The 16554-nt window shown below is 66.5% G+C and carries 14 protein-coding genes and 1 tRNA gene; 14 read left to right on the top strand and 1 reads right to left on the bottom strand.

The window, feature by feature from the left end:
• The first annotated feature begins 1 nt into the window (after position 1).
• The 9 genes from VMT30_09185 (at position 2) to VMT30_09145 (ending at position 12879) form a co-directional block, all read left to right on the top strand.
• Positions 2-5089 (top strand): transglycosylase SLT domain-containing protein, encoded by a 5088-nt coding sequence (locus VMT30_09185; protein HVQ45102.1) that lies wholly within the window; start codon positions 2-4, stop codon positions 5087-5089.
• Positions 5086-7071, top strand: coding sequence for a hypothetical protein (locus VMT30_09180; protein ID HVQ45101.1), 1986 nt, complete (start codon positions 5086-5088; stop codon positions 7069-7071). The genes VMT30_09185 and VMT30_09180 overlap by 4 nt, the downstream gene beginning before the upstream one ends.
• Complete coding sequence (locus VMT30_09175; GenBank protein HVQ45100.1) at positions 7068-7250, top strand: hypothetical protein; 183 nt, start codon at positions 7068-7070, stop codon at positions 7248-7250. Before VMT30_09180 ends, VMT30_09175 begins: the two co-directional genes overlap by 4 nt.
• Positions 7238-9247, top strand: a complete 2010-nt coding sequence (locus tag VMT30_09170) for a tetratricopeptide repeat protein (GenBank protein HVQ45099.1) — start codon at positions 7238-7240, stop codon at positions 9245-9247. Before VMT30_09175 ends, VMT30_09170 begins: the two co-directional genes overlap by 13 nt.
• A gap of 166 nt (positions 9248-9413) precedes the next feature.
• Positions 9414-9659 carry a hypothetical protein gene (locus VMT30_09165; protein ID HVQ45098.1) on the top strand — a complete coding sequence of 82 codons (246 nt, stop codon included), beginning with the start codon at positions 9414-9416 and terminating at the stop codon, positions 9657-9659.
• A 202-nt stretch (positions 9660-9861) separates the two neighbouring features.
• Entirely contained in the window at positions 9862-10176 is a 315-nt protein-coding gene (locus tag VMT30_09160; GenBank protein HVQ45097.1) for a hypothetical protein, read from the top strand.
• Positions 10177-10291: 115 nt separating this feature from the next.
• Positions 10292-11383 (top strand): hypothetical protein, encoded by a 1092-nt coding sequence (locus VMT30_09155; protein ID HVQ45096.1) that lies wholly within the window; start codon positions 10292-10294, stop codon positions 11381-11383.
• A gap of 15 nt (positions 11384-11398) precedes the next feature.
• Positions 11399-12265 (top strand): hypothetical protein, encoded by an 867-nt coding sequence (locus VMT30_09150; GenBank protein ID HVQ45095.1) that lies wholly within the window; start codon positions 11399-11401, stop codon positions 12263-12265.
• A 35-nt stretch (positions 12266-12300) separates the two neighbouring features.
• Positions 12301-12879 carry a hypothetical protein gene (locus tag VMT30_09145; protein ID HVQ45094.1) on the top strand — a complete coding sequence of 193 codons (579 nt, stop codon included), beginning with the start codon at positions 12301-12303 and terminating at the stop codon, positions 12877-12879.
• A gap of 4 nt (positions 12880-12883) precedes the next feature.
• Here VMT30_09145 and VMT30_09140 read toward each other — a convergent pair.
• Positions 12884-12955 (bottom strand) — tRNA-Cys (locus tag VMT30_09140).
• Positions 12956-12973: 18 nt separating this feature from the next.
• Here VMT30_09140 and VMT30_09135 point away from each other — a divergent pair.
• The 5 genes from VMT30_09135 to VMT30_09115 form a co-directional block, all read left to right on the top strand.
• Positions 12974-13510: a hypothetical protein gene (locus tag VMT30_09135; protein ID HVQ45093.1), complete on the top strand. Its 537-nt coding sequence runs from the start codon at positions 12974-12976 to the stop codon at positions 13508-13510.
• Between the two features lies 1 nt (position 13511).
• Positions 13512-14330 carry a hypothetical protein gene (locus tag VMT30_09130; protein HVQ45092.1) on the top strand — a complete coding sequence of 273 codons (819 nt, stop codon included), beginning with the start codon at positions 13512-13514 and terminating at the stop codon, positions 14328-14330.
• Positions 14331-14413: 83 nt separating this feature from the next.
• The gene (locus VMT30_09125) at positions 14414-14569 is read left to right on the top strand and encodes a hypothetical protein (GenBank protein ID HVQ45091.1); all 156 of its coding nucleotides are present in this window, start codon (positions 14414-14416) and stop codon (positions 14567-14569) included.
• 7 nt (positions 14570-14576) lie between these two features.
• The gene (locus tag VMT30_09120) at positions 14577-15524 is read left to right on the top strand and encodes a hypothetical protein (GenBank protein ID HVQ45090.1); all 948 of its coding nucleotides are present in this window, start codon (positions 14577-14579) and stop codon (positions 15522-15524) included.
• Between the two features lie 234 nt (positions 15525-15758).
• On the top strand, positions 15759-16554 hold a 796-nt coding region (locus VMT30_09115; protein ID HVQ45089.1), incomplete at its 3' end, for a hypothetical protein.

Below are 16554 nucleotides of genomic sequence, written 5' to 3'. Positions count from 1 at the left end.
CATGCCGCTCTATCTGCCGCGCCGCACGCTCAACCAGAACGATGCCGCTGCCGCCGGGGCGCGCACGGTGTCGCTGGTCGACGACGTGACGCAGCGGTACGCGCAGGCCATCAACCCGACGCCAGATCCCCAGCCTGAGCCCGAACAGCCGTCCTGGCAGCTTCCGAGCCTCGAAAGTCTGGGCGTCACGGGTGCACCGTCGTCCGTCATGTCGGCGCTCGGCAGCGTTCCTCAGCGCGCCCGTCAGGCCGTGGCCGACACCGCGCCATCGTGGGCGCTCCCGAGCCTGGAGAGCCTGGGGGTTAGTGCTCCGAAGCAGCCCGTTGGCCCAACACCAACACCCGTTGGTGAAAACGCCAACGCCAACGCCAACGGATTGCCAACGCCCTCGGCTGCGCTAACCCCTTCCTCTTATGCCCCGTCAAGCGGCACAGGCAGCCCCGATGTCGAGCGCTGGTCGTCCATCGTCGCTGAGGCGGCGCGCGCCGAGAACGTCCCCGAGTGGGCGATCAAGGGGCTGATGGAGATCGAGTCGGGCGGCGATCCCGAGGCCGTGTCGTCGGCCGGTGCGCAGTCGCTGATGCAGGTGATGCCGTTCCACTTCAAGCCCGGCGAGAACCCGAAAGACCCGCGTACCAACATCTTCCGGGGGGCCAAGGTCTACGGCGACGCCCTGCGGCGGTACGGCGACCCCGATAAGGCAGCAGCAGCGTACTTTGGGGCGATCGACGGCCAGGGCAATGTCACCAGCGCCACTGACGGCTCATCGGTGGACGGTCACGAGTACGTCCGACTCTTCCGTCAGGCCGCCTCGAAGTACGGCGGCGCATCTCCGAACGCCGGCGCTGGGGCCGCGAACCCTGCGCCGGCTGCCCCACCTGCGCCCCCGGCTGCTGGTACTCCCCCGGCAGCCGGGGGCTCCTCTGGCCTGTACACCGTCCGTGACCAGTGGGGTAACACGTTCACGATGACCCCGGAGGCGTTCAGGAAGCGGCCGGGCGGCGCGGCTGATCTGACCGTGCTCTCGACGCCGCAGGAGAGCGCCCAGGGCGACTCGCTACGCATGGCGCTCGGTGACGCCCATCCGATGCCGGAGGATGCCAGCGACTCCGAGCGCTACGTCCAGCGGCTCTCTGACCCAAACGAGCCTGTTCCCCCGCCACTGCGCAACGATGTGCCCTATGACCCGGCCAACGGGGAGACCGGGCCACCCCCGGGCTCGTCCGCGTGGTACATGGGGGATATGCAGCGCCAGCCGCTCGCCGCGACGATGGGGCCGGACACGGCGACCGGCGCGGAGTACGATCCGAGGGACGCTGATAGCGGACGGTGGGAAGCCGTACCGTCTGATGTACCGCCGGCCGGTACGCCGGTGACCCCTCAGGCGTACCCCCAGAGGTCCGTAAGTGTACCGCCGGATGTACCGTCCACCTACGGCGACGCCCGCGACGAGCCCCAGGTTCCATACACGCCACCGAGTACGTCAAATGACGTACGCCCGACATACGGGCCTCCGCTCGAGCAGGCCGGGCCGGAGCAGCCAGCACAACCCAAGAGCCCGTTCAAGCCGCTCTACGACGCTGGCGGCGCCATTGTCGGGTATGTCCAGGGCGCCGTGCAGGATATCGGCAACACCGTCGCCACCGAGGGTATCGCAACCCCGATCGGCCGGGGCATCGCCAACGCCGTGACGCGCCCACTACTCGGCAAGCCGCCACTGCCGGACTCGGGCCAGCCTGAGACCACCATCGACCGCGCTATTGTGGAGACCGGGCGCTCGCTCGGCCGGAACATTGGCGCCGCACAGTCAGGAGTTGCCGAGGGCAACTACGGCGAGGCGGCGATGGGTGCGCTCGGGGTCGTCGGCGACCTGGCGCCGTCCACCACGCTAGCCCGGCAGTTGAACGAGATGGTGCCGAAAGGCAACTTCCCCATTGTGGGCGAGGTCGGGTTGGGCGACGCCATCATGACAGCCGCGCTCGTTCGCGACGCCGCGCGGCTGGGCTATGGCGCGATCAAGGTTGGCGGACGACTGGGCGGGCCTATTCTTCAGGCGATCAAGGATGGTGTGCCGGCCGAGCGCTTCGGGCAGTGGATGGCCCGCAACGCCGAGAACGTGGCTGCTGCTGACGCCAGGATGGCTGCTGAAGGCTCGACGGTGGCTCCTGGGGTACTCGGGCAGATCCCGGAGGAGTTCGGACGCCCGTACCCGCCCATCAAGGGACGGATAGGCGATTTCGAGCAGGGCGCCCTCGGTGAGGCGTCTGCTGAGATGATCCGCGACTCCAGGATGCCGCGCGAGGCTGTGCATCCCGATCTGCGAGCGGCCGGCATCGGCCCTGAGATCACGCCACAGGTGGACACCAGTAGCCGACTCAATGCCGGGTTCGGGGTGGTGCCGGATGAGGCGCCGAGAACACCGCGTGATATCTGGGAAAGCCGGCTCACTGAGGATCTGGGCGTGCGCCCGCGCGAGGAGCCGATCACTGAGCCATATACGGACTCCACAGGTCGGCAGGTAACGAGAGCGCGGGCGGCTGAGTGGCGCGTGACGGAAGGCCCGAATGGCCCCGAGATGGCGCAGTACCGTCCGAATTTCTTCGGGAACGCTGAGGAGATCCCGGGCACTCGCCAACCGCTCGATGCTGTCTATCGAGTGATTTCTCGCGAGGACTACGAGGGCTCACTCCGTCGCGGCTTCCTTCAGTCGGACGGACGCCTGAACCTCGACGCCCGTGAGGGCACTGTCGCGAGTACATTTGAGCCGTCGCCGTTCTACAATCCGAAGAACGGCGAGGCTGTGGCTGTCCGAATCCGCGTGGACCCGCAAGACGGTTGGCGCCTTGACCACGACGGGTACATCAAGACCCCGAAGCCGATTCCAGTGGATCGCATCGAGAGGACACTAGCCTACACAACCAACGAGATGGGGAATGCTGTTCGCTACGCGCCGGGTTCTCAAACCGCGTCGGTGACAGCCGGCACCCTCCCCCCATCCGCCGCTCCCGACCGCCTGTCTGCCGTGAACCGCGTGCTCGGGCAGGGGGTGGCGTCGTCCGTCTCGGGCGGGGTCGGCGCGGCCGTCAACCAGGAGATGAACCCAGACGACCCGTACGCGGGCGTCAAGGGCTTTGCGGTGGGGGCCGTCGCGCCGTACGCCATCACGAAGGGCATGCGGGCGATTGCAGCGAGACAGGGGGGCACGGCCGGCGCGGATAGTGGCCTGCTGGCGATGTTTGGGCAGGCGCCGGGTGCCGGTGGCTTCAACCCGAACGCCGTGCAGCGCGCCGTCCAGCGAGCGCAGCGGCAGGCGTCGCCCGGACTTTCTCCGCTCCAATGGGTGCGCAAGCTCTTTGCCGAATCCGGGTACTCGTCGATGATTGGCCCGGCGACGTTTACCGTGAACCTGACGGGCAACGTGGCGGAACCGCTCTACGCCATCCCGAAGGAGACCACACGCGGCGTTGCCAGGGCGATCAGCACCGGGAACGCCTCGGCGCTGCGGGAGCCGGGCGAGATGGCTGCTGGTGCATTCCACGGGCTCTCTCAGGTCGGCTCGGCGATGGTGGATGCGCTGACCGCGAGTGGCAAGTACGCGCCGACGCCGGGGCATGAGCCGCTCTCGGCCCAGACGCAGAATCCGATCGGCAAGGCCATCACAACAGGACTGGAGGCCGGCGGGCGCGTCTTCTCGGCGCTGCCTGACGCCGTCTTCGGGACCATCGCCCAGGGAGCCGGCGAGGCCAGGGCAGCCGCGCAGCAGGCGACGGACGCCGGGCTGAAGGGCACGGCCTGGAAGCAACACGTCAACGACTTGCTGACCGACGCTGCGAACGTTCGTGCGGGTCAGTTGCCGACGCTCTCGGGCACGCAAACGGTCATTGATGAGGGCGCGGCCTACGCCAAGCGCCAGACGTTTCAGGACGATCTCGGCACCATCGGCAAGAAGGCGCGGAATTTCGCGACGGTCGGGAACATGCCCGTGGTCGGGAACCTCGTGACGCCGTTCTTCAACACCCCCTGGAACATGAACACCCGATTGGCCGAGCGCTCGCCGATCGGCTTCGCGATGAATAGCCAGGGCTCGAAGTTCGACAAGATGTACGATGCCACGCTGGGGTCGGCACTCATGATCGGGTTGGCGGCCGGGCCGGTCGCAAGCGGCGTCATCACGGGAGGTGGCCCCGACGACCCGCAGAAGAAAGCGGAGATGCGCTCGCAGGGCTGGCGTCCGTACTCGACGCTGATCGATGGGGTGTACGTCCCGAACCGCGTGATGGGCATCTACGCGCCACTGCTGAACGCGGCGGCTGACGTTCACGACTCGATCGCCTACAGCAAGGACAAGAGCCCGACCAGCATTGCCAGTAACTACGCCGGGCGCCTCGGCCAGCAGCTCCAGCAGCAGCCGTACCTCCAGGGCATCTCCAGCATCATGCAGACAATCCAGGCCGGGTATGGCGGCGGCCTGGGATCGGCCGCTGAGCGGTACGCATCCTCAACGATCACCCGCATGGTTCCGTACGCCGCGACTGCTCGGACCATCGGCACGGCCCTGGACCCGAACGAGCGGACGGTCGACTCGGGGAAGAACACGCCAGCCTCGACGACTATCAGCCAGCAGGTCCAGAGCGGCATCGGGGCACGCGGCGGGCTGCCGATCGCGCAGGACGTGCTCGGGCGGCCCCAGGAGAACCAACAACAGGGCGTCAAGGCCGTGTTCGCGCGGACGTCGGCAGAGAAGCCCGACCCGACCGTCAAGGCGTTCCTTGACGCTGGCGTGGACATCGGGTTTCCGAAGACGAAGCTGACCGTCGACACCATCCCGATGGATCTGACACCAGACGAGACGCGACGCTGGAATACCTATCGCGGCGAGATCCTCCAGCGCTTCAGCGGTAACCTGACCAGCCGCACCTTCTGGTCGAATCCCGAAGCTCGGAAGGTGGCAATGGAGGATCTGCTGCGCCAGGCCAACGATGCGGCCGACCAGCGGCTCATGCAGTCGATCGGCGCGGGGGATATCCGCCGCCGTGTCCTTGAAGCACGCCAGCAGCAGCGTGAGACGCTGAGATCGGGGGCACCGTGAACCAGCAGGATGTCGAGAAGTGGATCGCCCAGCAGGGTGGGGACAAGCGGGTCCAGTACAGCCGGTCCACGCAGAAGGTCGCGAACCCAGCAAAGCAACTCACGCGAGCGGATGGCACGGACAACCCCGACTACGACCCGACCGCACCGGCCACCATCGAGATCAGCGAAGAGAAGTGGACGGCCGTTGACGGTGAGGGGAAGCCGACTGGCGCAGTGCTCAATGTGCGCCGGCGCCCTGACGGTGATTTCGACATCGTGAACCAGGGTGATGCCAACCCTGGCAGGCCAGCCGACGACACTCCCGAGAAGAAGAACGCCGCTGAGCTTCAGCGCCAGCGCGAGAAGAACGCCGCGCTACCGGCCAATCAAGACCCGGCCTACGAGACCGACGCCGAACGCCGAACGCGGGCAGACGCGCGGATCAAGCAGCAGGGCTCCGATGCGGAGGCCGCCAGGCAGCGGTCGCGCCAGGATGAAGCCGACACACGGGCTCGTGAGGATCAGGCCCGCCAGAATGCCCCGAAGCCCCAGCAGGCTCCTGACGGCTCGTGGGGGTACTTCGACACGACGAAGAACCCGCCGGTCTGGGCGCCGATTGCCAACGCGCCAGGAGCCGCCGCTCCGAAGCCCGTCCAGGTCAACGGTCAGTGGGGCGTGTGGCAGCCGAACGCGGCCGACCCGAAGCAGCCACCCTCATTCGTCACGATCGAAGTGCCGAAGCCCGGCGTCACGCTCAAGAACGTGGACCCGTTCGAGATCAACTTTGACGATCCAGGGTTGGATGTCGGTGTTGGCGCGTGGGCCGCTCGTCAGCGTCAGAAGATCGGGCTCCCTGCCGAGCAGGGCGGCATCACGCAGGACGACTACGACAACGCTGTCAAGGAAGCGCATGGGCGGGCTGGCACGGCCATCACGAACGTGGCGAACGCCAACACGGTCATTCGTCAGCGCCAGCAGGACGAGGCGGGGCTCCGCAACACCAGAAGCGAGGAGGCGGCATCAGACTTCACGTCGGCGCTCGGGGCGTTCTCGACGCTAACCAGCAAGGGCGGGTTCGACCCCGACTCGGGCAGCCTGAAGAACGTCATCCCTGGCTTGCTCTGGGAGATGAACAAGAACCGCGAGGAGCGAACGGCGAAGACCCCGCAACTCCCGGGCCTGCATCCCATGTTCCAGATCGCGAGCGCCCAGAGTGCAGCCACGGCCCAGCCACCGGCAGCCAAGGAGCAGGCTGCGGCTACCGGGCCGACCCCCGAGCCGTACCAGCCGCCGGGCGCGCCAGCGCCAGCACCCGCGCTCGGATTGGGCGCCGTGCCCGGCAGCATCGCGCCGAATGCAGCACCCCCGCCAGCACCGGCCGTGCCGGTTGCTGCTGCGCCCGCCCCCGCGATGGCGACACCTCCGGCCGGGCCGCCACCTAGTAATGCGCAGGCAGCAGCGAACGCGGGACCGGCCGGACAGGACGGCAGCGTCTGGCAGCCACCAGTGGCGCCAGGGACGGCACCGATGTGGCAACCCGCTGCGCCGCTGCCGCCGGCACCCAGTGGGGGTATTCTGCCGGGAGCTAACCCCATCCCGAGCGACTTGCCGACCGATGGCATGCTCCCGATCCAGGTGCCTACTGACCCAACCGTTACCGATCCGAACTACCAGCAGTCACAGTATCAGCCCTACAAGTACAACATCATCCCGGGCCAGAACCCGTACCCGCAGCAGGATCAGGGCGACATGCAAAAGGCCCCGCTCGGGCAGGGGCCACTGTCGTCGTTCGCGTCATCGGCGGTCGGCGGTGACCAGCCGTCGAGCCCACAACCCGGCCAGGGCGGCCCGATGGACTCATTGCTGGCCGGCGCTGCCGGCGGGGGCTTCGATCCTGTCGAGGCAGCAGCGCGGCTGGTCAGCATGGGGGCGCCGCGTGATGTGATCGCGCAGGCGCTCGCGGGCTCTGGGCTGCTTCAGCGCGGACGGAGGGTTGCTTGAGAGAGCTCTACCGCAAGATGCTCTGGAAGGGCTACGTGGATTCGATCTACCGAGAAGGATTCTGGCGGGGCTTTGGTATGACGGAGCAACTTGAGCGGGAGAGAAAGAGCCAGGAGCAGTATCTCACCAGTATGCGGAAGATGGATCACGAGGATCTACTGGAGCAGTGGGCGTGGTGAGTCGATCTCTCGACGCCATCCTGGATCGGGCGATGAAGCCGGCCCCGCAGTTCTGGGAGCAGCCCCAGAAACCGAAAGCGGCCGTCCTCAACTCCCAGCAGCAGGCAGCGGCCAAACTGATGGACCAGGCGGCCACACTGGTGCAGTTCCGGGCCTTCCCGATGGCAGCGAATGTGCTCCAGCAGGCCGTCAAGCTCTGGCCGACCAATCCGGAGATCCAGTTCCACTGCGGCAGCGTGATGCTGGAGGTCGGCCGCCCGGACCTGGCCGTCCAGAACTTCGACGTGGCCATCGGCCTGCGCCCCTCCTGGTCCGATGCCCACAACAACCGATCGGCCGCGCTCTCTCGGATGGGCCGCGTGGACGAAGCCATTGCCTCCGCCGAGCGGGCCGTCGAGACAGGTAAGAACTACGCCGCGATGGCCAACTTGTGCGCGGCCTACTCGGCGCAGGGCGACAATGAGAAGGCACTCTCCTACGGCGAGCAGGCGGTCAGGCAGTCGAACGGCACCAACGCGATGGCGCTCATCAACTACGGCGTGGCGCTCCGGGCCGACTGGCACCTGGAAGAGGCGGCCGGCTCGCAGCAGCGGGCCATCGAAGTGTCTCAAGGCCAGGATTACATGGCCTGGTCGAACCTCGGTGCGATCTACAACCTGATGGGCCGCAACCACGAGGCGATGGGCGTCACGCAGCGGGCCGTGGAGTTGGTGCCGACCAACGCCGCGCTCTACGGCAATATGGTCATGTTCCTGGACCTGCTGCCCGAAACGACGCTGCTGGAGGCGCTCTGCCGCCGGCGGCACTTCTCGTACGTGTTCGAGCAGCCGCTGAAGCGCCAGTGGCGGTCCCACGAGAACGACCGCAGTCTGACGCGGAAGCTCAAGGTCGGCTACGTCGGGGCCGACTTCCGCCAGCATTCGGCCGGTCACATCCACTGCCCGGTGATCCGGGCCCACGACCCCGAGCAGATCGAGGTCTACGTGTTCGCCGGTAACAGGTACGAGGACGAGATCTCGGCGAAGATTCGCGAAGCGCCCGCTCTCAAGGAGTGGGTGATGACGGCCAGCATGCCCGACGACGTGCTGGCCGCTGAGATCAGGGCCCGGCAGATCGACATCCTGGTGGACTGCGCATCCTACACCAGCGGCGGACGGCTGCTGACGTTCTGCCACAAGCCGGCCCCGATTCAGGTGCACGCCTGGGGCTACGCCACCGGCACCGGCCTGGAGTGCATGGACCTGTTCCTGGCTGACGATGTGTTCGTGCCGCCCGAATTGGAGCACGGCTACACCGAGACGATCGTCAGGATGTCCAGCCTACTGACGTTTGATCCGATGCTGGAGCTCCCACTTCCGGGGCCGCCGCCGGTTCTGAAGAACGGCTACGTGACGTTTGGGTCGTATAACCGCGTCGAGAAGATCAGCGACCCGATCCTTGGCCTCTGGTGCGAGGTCATGAAGCGCCTACCGGACTCGCGGATCGTGCTGAAGTTCGGCGGCCTGGAGGGCGAGACGGCCGAACGGCTTCGGGCGAAGTTCGCAGCGCACGGCATCAGCCCCGATCGCGTCGAGACCCGGGGTCACACCCCGCGCGACGAGCATATCCGCCAGTACAGTGAGATCGACATCATGCTGGACTCGTGGCCTCACGTCGGCGGGATCACCACGCTTGAGGCTGCCATGATGGGCGTGCCGTGCGTGACGTTGATCGGTCCGCGCGCGCCATCTCGGGTCAGTGCGTCTATCCTAACGTCGCTCGGGATGACCGACTGGATTGCAGATACCCCTGAGCGATACGTCGCGATCGCGGTGGAGAAGGCACAGAGCGACCTGTCCGAGCTACGGGCCGGACTGCCGGCGCGGATCACGGGCTGCACGGTGGGCGATCCGGTGGCGTACACGCGAGAATTGGAGCAGATCTATCGCGACTCCTGGAGCATGTGGGTGCGGCACGTGGCGCCCGAGACGGTGGTGGACGGGGAGACGGCGGCGTGATCTCAGAGGAGCGCCTGAGTGAGATGGAGGCTCAGCATCGCCCTCTGGATGAGCCCGGGTGGGAGGATCGCTGTCAGGTGGATGCCGAGCAGATGCCATGTGAGGTTGCCACACTCGTTGCGGAGATTCGCCGTCTACGCGGTGGCGGGTGCGGGGAGACGACGGCGTGATGCCAGCAAGCGACGATGTGCAGCATCTCATTCGCATGCTCAGGGATGGTCCGGCCATCCCGCCGGACCAGGAGCCGCCGCCGATGTCCTTCGAGGACGCCGGCCCCCCGATCCCGGAGGGTCTGAACGAGCATGACCGATCGCTCATGATGGCGGGGATGTTCGCCGGTATGGTCTACGGCCAGCACCGGGCGATCAAGAGGCTTCACGATGAAGGGTTGCTGAAGGACACCGATCTGTGACTTCTGCGTGCGTCGCCACGATGTCCACGGCGGTGCTGACGCTGCCGTCGTTGCTGTTCACGTGGCGGTGCCGGCCCGGCTGCGGGAAGATTATCCTGCGGTTGCAGTACGACGGGCGTTCGATCATGGAGCACCGCTGTGCGTGCAATCGGGAGCACCGTCTGCCGGATGACGCGGGGAACCTGAGGCATGAGGTGAGACGGTGAGCCTGCTTGACGGCGCGCGGCGAATTGAGCGGTGTGGCCCGTATCTCGTCGAGGGGTCGCACTGTCTGATGTGCGACGCTGTCATCGTGGGGTTTGCTCACATCGAGGCGACAGACCACAAGCCTGACTGCCCCTGGCTCAGCATGCCGAAGATCGTCGCGGCGCTGGAGGCGGCCGATGCTGCGGTCAGGGATGCACGTCGAGAGATACCGAATCGCTTGCTGTATCCGGGGCATCCGCTGAGCGATCTGGCGCTGGCGCTCTACGGGACTCCGACTGCCATTGTTCGCGAAGTGGTCCCACAGACATGACCAGTATTGACGGGAAGTGGTCCTAGCGCATAGACTACCCAGAGTAGCTACATAGCGTACAAGGTCGTCTGAAGACCGTCTGTTCCAGGCCAGCGCCTGGGGGACGGTCTTTTTGATGGCAGACGAGCCCAATACTCCAGCACCAGTAGTCGAGGCTGACGCCACTATCCCGGCGACGCCCGACACTGATCCGACGCCCACCCAGACCGACAGCAAGTCGTTCACGAAGCAGATCGACAGCGAGATTGACGACCTGCTGGCCCAGATGGAAGGCCGGGCGCCGAAGACACTCATGGGCGAGGACGCAGCCCCGGATCCGCCATCCACCGAAGAGAAGCCGGCGCCGGCCAAAGCTGATGTCCCTAAGGCTGAAGCGCTGAAGGCTGACACTCCGGCTCCTACCACGCCCGACACCGCCGAGATCGAACGAGCCGCCGAGGATCGTGCCCGCGCCAGGATCGCCGACGAGCAGCGCGTCCAGCAGGAAGCGGATCGCCGCATCCGGGACGAGCAGCAGTTCAAGGCCCAGACCGCCGCCTACGTGGGGTCGGACGACGACTACGGCGCGGTCGAGCAGGCCGTCTGGCAGCACCTCCAGGGTGACTCATCGGCACTCAACGGTCTCGACGTGGTGTTACCAAACGGCAAGAAGGTCTCCGAGGTCAAGGGATCTGCGGGCCTGACCGAGGACGAGGCCGCCAATCTGATGACGGCCTGGAAGACCGCCCGGCGCTTCGAGGACGTGATGGGGGACCGCAAGGTCCAGCGCATCGTGGATCTCTGGAACCACGAGATCACGTCATCCAGGGTGCTGGCCGATCCCGACGTCGATCAGGCGGCCGTCACCCAGCACACCCAGCCGCACGACCAGATGCGAGCGCTCCGCGACACCGTCCGCGATCGGGTGACGAAGCGGCTTACCACCGAGCATGCCGAAGTGGTCAAGGCGAAGGACGCCGAGATCAAGCGGCAGGCCGATCGGATCGACTCGCTGGTCAACGAGCGCGGCAATTTGACCGCCAACCGTCGCGCAGCCGATGCCGCCACCGTGGACCGTCCGGGTCAGCCTGGCGCGCGCCCCACCGTGCCGACGCCCGAGGAGCTGGCGGCCATGCCATTCGAGCAGGCGTTCAAGTCGGGCGCCATCGACCGCGTGTTGCAGAGCATCCCCGGCGGGCTCCAGGCGCCGCGCCGGCGTGCCGGGTAGGAAGGAAGGCGTACCATGGCCTCAGGCGCAACAGAGTTCATCGACGCGACCACCGCAGCCGTCTACATCCCCGCATTGTGGTCCAAGTACGTCATCCGGGCCCGTGAGCAGCGGCTGTGCTACGCGAAGTTGTTCACCCGCAAGTACGAGCAGGACGCCCCGTATGGGGCGACCATCAATGTCCCCGGTGTGTCCCACCTGACCGCGCGGACCAAGAACATGTCCGCCAACACGGCGGTCTTGTTCGAGACCAACACCGAGTCGACCACCGCCATCACCATCGGCACCTGGGGCTACGCCGCGATGGCCACCGAGACCGCCACCGCGAAGCAATCCTACAAGGACCAGATGGAGCTGTACGCGCCGGAGCTCGGCTACGCGCTGGCGCTCCAGGCTGACGACGACATCGCGGCGCTGGTGGACGACCTCTCGACCAACACGGTCGGCGTGATGGGCGCGTTCCCGACCTACGAGCAGTTCGTCAAGGCGCGGCGCCAGTTGAACGATGCCAACGTCCCGCGCAAGGGGCGGTTTGGGATCTTCTCGCCAGCGGCCGAAGAGGGCTTTGTCCAGATCGACCACTTCATGTCCAACGACTTCTCGAAGATCCAGGGCAGCGTGGACGACGACGACGATATGGGCTACATCGGGTCGTGGTTCCGCATTCCGATCTACGTCTCCACGAACGTCGAGGGCGACAACACGGTCGGCCACGACAACGTGATGGCCAACACCGAGGCGATGACGATCGTGATGCAGATGGAGCCGACCACCCACAAGTGGTTGGACATCAACTTCCTGGCTGACAAGGTCGTCGTGGAGCAGCTCTACGGCGTCAAGACGATGCGCGACGATCATGGCGTTTGGTTCCAGGCCGCCTGATCGTGCCACGCAAGAAGCAACTGAGGACAGCGCGCATGCAGTCTGACGAGATCGGGGCGGCTACGGCCGCTCCTTCCCCCGAGTCTACGCCCGACCAGTCGGCCCTGATCCTGGGGTTACTGGAAAAGATCAGCGGCCAGGTCCAGAGCCTGACCACGCGCGTGGAGGCCGTCGAGAACAGTGGCCCCCGCTTCGTGCCGGCCACCCCTGAGACCTACTCGGCCGATCACGAGCGGTACCAGATCGCCGAGCTCGCGCCGCCTGACGCCCAGCCGCGCTCGCAGACGGTCCCGATCACATCGGACGGCATCAGGATACCGGCCGCGTTCATCACCGAGTACCCGGCCCGCTTCGGCTCAAACTCGCGTGTCCGGCTCAACCTCGACGCCGTCCCGCACGGGCGCAAGGACGGCAAGACGCGGGGCGAGTTGATGGAAGCGGCCGAGGTGCCGAACGCGCCCGGCGTGGTGATCGATCGGACGTTCCTGACCAAGCGGATCAAGGGCGGAAAGCGCGGCATGTGGAAGTACCGCTGCAAGTTCCCCCGCGAGGTGATGCCAGGTGCTGTCATGGGCACGGTCTCGCTGCACGAAGACGAGTTGATCCCCGCATGACCGGAGACGGCGGGCGGACTCGAACCGCCATACACCCGATTTGCAGTCGGAGCCATAGCCACTCTGGCACGCCGTCCAATGGAGTCATCGTAGCATGACCGGACTTGCGCTCGGCGACGTCCTTCCGGCGCTCGACAACCCCGAGCCGACCGCCCAGAAGCTGGGTCGGCAGTGGGGGCAGGGGCTCGACTGGGACGAGATCGCCGACACGCTCGACGACCAGCCGGAACCGGAGGTCGCGGGCGCCAATCGGGCGGCCATCGAACAGGCCGCCGGCCCGCACATGGCCTACGCGCCGCAGTGGGTCACCGGCTCGTTCCGCGTGCCCTACGGCATGAAGACGGCCCAGTTTGAGGCGTTCGCCCGCGAGATGGCGACCCGCTGGTTTGATGAGATGCGGCGCCGGGGCTTCGACCTGGCGTCGAGCACCGAACTGGTGGTCCGTCCGGGCCCGAACCCGTCGAGAGATCTCCTGTCCGGGCTGGAAGTCCCCGGCTACCGCGACTTCCTGTTGTCTGCCCAATTCGTGGAGCGGCACCCCGAGACGATCCGTCTCGAAGTGCCGGGTGAGCTGTTTGAGCCGCTGACGCTACGTCAGTTGCCGACGAGCAGCGGTGACGAAGGAGACTGACATGCCGTTCCGCCAGTTGCCCGATCGCGGCTACGAGCTCTCGAATCAGCAGCTCAGCCGCTCCCAGATGCAGAGCCCGCTGCGTGACTTTCTGCGCCACCTGGCGAAGCGAGACCGGATCACCGAGTTCTACGACTTCGTGTCCTGGGGCGAGGCGGCCAACTTCACGCTGGCCCAGACCGCGACGTCGACCAACTTCACGGTCATCGACGGCGCCGGCGGAGTGATGGCCGGTACGACCGCCGCGACCGCGACCGCATCCATTTCGGCGGTCGGCAAGACCCGTTTCAGTGGCGATGCCAACTGCATGTTTGAGGCGCGGTTCAAGGTCAACACCGTGCCGACGACGTTCATCGTTGAGGCTGGCTGGGTGGATGCGGCGCCTGCTACGGGGGCGTCATTCGTGACCGACATCGACACGCCGTCCTTCGTCGGCACCAATGGCGCCGTGTTCGGGATCTGGAACAACCAGACCCACACCGGCCTGGCGTTCGCTTCGCTCGGCTCGTTCACGTCGCAGACGGTCGCCTCGACGCTGCTGACCACTGGCTTCACCACACCGGTCGCCGACACCTACATGACGGTGCGGGTGCTGCTCCAGACCGATCCGGACCGGACCGGTCGCTCGATGGCGTACTGCTGGGTCAACGGTCGGCTCCGAGCCAGCCATCAGGTGGGGAACGGAGCCGTCAACGGCCAGATCGCGCTCTACCCGTGGCTGTACCTCCAGTCGGTCGCGACGACCTCCGCGAAGGTGATGACGGCCGATTACATCTGGGTCAGCCAGGACCGGATCCCGCTGGAGGCAGCTTCCGAGTGACGTGACGAGGGGCGGTCGCCATTGACCGCCCCTGATGTACTCGCCGCCGCCGAGACCTGCAATCCATCAGAGGAGCACATCGCGTGCCAAAGAAGCCCGGACTCCGCGATGACGACGTGTTGGGGCGCCTGGCCGATCTGGAGCGGCGTCAGGATGCCGTCGAGGAAACCATCACCGAACGGGTTGATCCGAAGGGCTCGAAGCGACCGCCGCACAAGACGCCGGCCGATGAGGAGTGACTGATTCGTGGCGTCGCTGCTGGTCTTCAGGCGTGATGCCCAGGTAGGGCTCGGAGGGCGGTTCGTCGTGAACACCACGACGACCGCCGCTTCTGATCTCGTCAGCTTTACGTGCTCGTCGCTGATCTCGGCGAACGCCACCGGCGGCAACTTCTTCAACAACGCCTGGGGCTACCTGAACGCCACCACCGGCGCCAACCTGGCGGCCCAGCGCGACATCCTGAACGCGGGCGGCTTCGATGCGGACGCCGGCTCGTTCACGGTCGCCCGATCCTTTGCTACCAGCGTCACGTCGGGGATGGGCTTCGAGGTCAGTACCAGGCTGCCGGCCATCACCAGCGAGCTCGGCACGCTCGGCATCCGCGAGATCGCCAACGACGTGCTGCTCTCGATGCCGCCGCTCGATCTGTTGCCCGTCAGCGGGGTGACGCAGCAGTCGGCGTACGACCTCACGACGCTGTACTCGTGGCTGGTCGACAAGTCCCAGATCCTGGGTATCTACTTCCAGAACGTTGGTGACGACTACCCGACCGACACGGGCTACTCCTGGGACTGGCTCTATGACGCCGACGCGCCCAGGCTGCTGCTGCCGGGCAAGCCGTTCACCAGCGGGCAGACCTTCTACATCAAGGCTCACCGCCCGGCGCTGACATGGATCAGGACCGGCGGCACCTGGGCAGCCGACACGGACGGGCTCCAGAACGACACCGACGAGGCGCTGCCGCTCCGGGCGGTGATGCGCGCTCAGGTGCTCATGAAGGCGTACCAGTACCTCGGCTCGCAGCAGGGGCCGGACGAGTACGTCAACCACTACCGCGAAAGAGAAAGTTTTTGGACAACGCGCGCATACGCTTTGCGTTGGTGGGACACGCAGCAGGCTAGCGAAGAGACCGAGCCGAAGTTCCGGATGGTCTACTCCGGGCGCCCGTACGGCCAGCCTCGGAGCTACGGATAAATGCCGGGCCTCCAGTCGGGCAATCAGCCCTACCACGTCACGCTGAGGACGGCGGACGGCTTCGAGGTCGGCCTGGTGGCGGTTGCCCCCGAGAAGAACGGCGTGGCCCAGCCGCACGAGTTCGAGGGCACGCTGACCCCCGTGGACGCCACCGAGGAGTTCCGTCCGGGCGGCATCCCGCGCGAGTTCGCGGACTTCTCGGCCGGCGCCGGGTACAGCTACTACGACCCCAGGGTGCCGAATGGGTTCGCCTGGGCTAAGAACGTCATCACCTACATTCCGCACGTCGCGGTGCCATCCGGAGCACTCACCGAGGTTGCCCTGCCGGCCGGCACGCACGCCGAGATACGGGCCGGCTTCGAGCGCTCGGGGCATCTGTACTTCTCGACGGGGCGGTACGCTTGCAAGGTCAGTGGGGGCACCGCAGCCAGCGCGTCGGCCGTGGCCGACTTCGCCACCATCGCCGGTATGTCTACCAGCGTGACGATTACCAGCACGACGCTGTACCTGGGCACCGCCTACTGGGGCGGGTACGCCAACGGGACAGCGCAGCCGTTGGTCAGTCACGTCGTTGCGACCGACACGTTCACGTCGGGCGCGACGTGTGCGGGCTGGCAGATCGGGTCCTGGTTCGGGGTGGACGGCGAGGGCAACTGGGACCAGTGGATGATCCGGACGGTCGGGACCGGCGCCGGGTACAAGATCACCAACAGCGCGACGCCACTCAACGACACGGTCTGGACGCCCGGGTCCGTCACTGGCGACGACGTCGGCGACCCCGGCTACCCCGTCACCAAGATCGTCACGAGTCGTCAGGCGCCGTTCATGATGAAGCCCGAGGGCGTCTTCATCATCCAACGGAACGGCGTGTATCGGCCGAACATCACGCCTTACTGGGAAGACGTTGTCAACGCCACGAACGGCGCCAACGCGGTGATCGTCCAGGGGCGAATGTACACCAACGTCCTGTCCGACCTCGACATGCTCCAGGGACTTGACGGTCAACTGAACGACCAGCCGTTCTCAGTCG

This window comes from Candidatus Saccharimonadia bacterium (genome assembly GCA_035544015.1).
GTDB lineage: Bacteria > Patescibacteriota > Saccharimonadia > UBA4664 > UBA4664 > UBA5169.
The sequence above is the reverse complement of the archived record's forward strand: the minus strand, read 5'-3'. Positions and strand labels throughout refer to the sequence as shown.

What these genes read in the sequence shown, in the direction of transcription:
- VMT30_09185 (HVQ45102.1), top strand. Translation starts at nt 2, where the DNA reads ATGCCGCTCTATCTGCCGCGCCGCACGCTCAACCAGAACGATGCCGCT.
- VMT30_09155 (HVQ45096.1), top strand. Translation starts at nt 10,292, where the DNA reads ATGGCAGACGAGCCCAATACTCCAGCACCAGTAGTCGAGGCTGACGCC.
- VMT30_09150 (HVQ45095.1), top strand. Translation starts at nt 11,399, where the DNA reads ATGGCCTCAGGCGCAACAGAGTTCATCGACGCGACCACCGCAGCCGTC.
- VMT30_09145 (HVQ45094.1), top strand. Translation starts at nt 12,301, where the DNA reads ATGCAGTCTGACGAGATCGGGGCGGCTACGGCCGCTCCTTCCCCCGAG.
- VMT30_09135 (HVQ45093.1), top strand. Translation starts at nt 12,974, where the DNA reads ATGACCGGACTTGCGCTCGGCGACGTCCTTCCGGCGCTCGACAACCCC.
- VMT30_09130 (HVQ45092.1), top strand. Translation starts at nt 13,512, where the DNA reads ATGCCGTTCCGCCAGTTGCCCGATCGCGGCTACGAGCTCTCGAATCAG.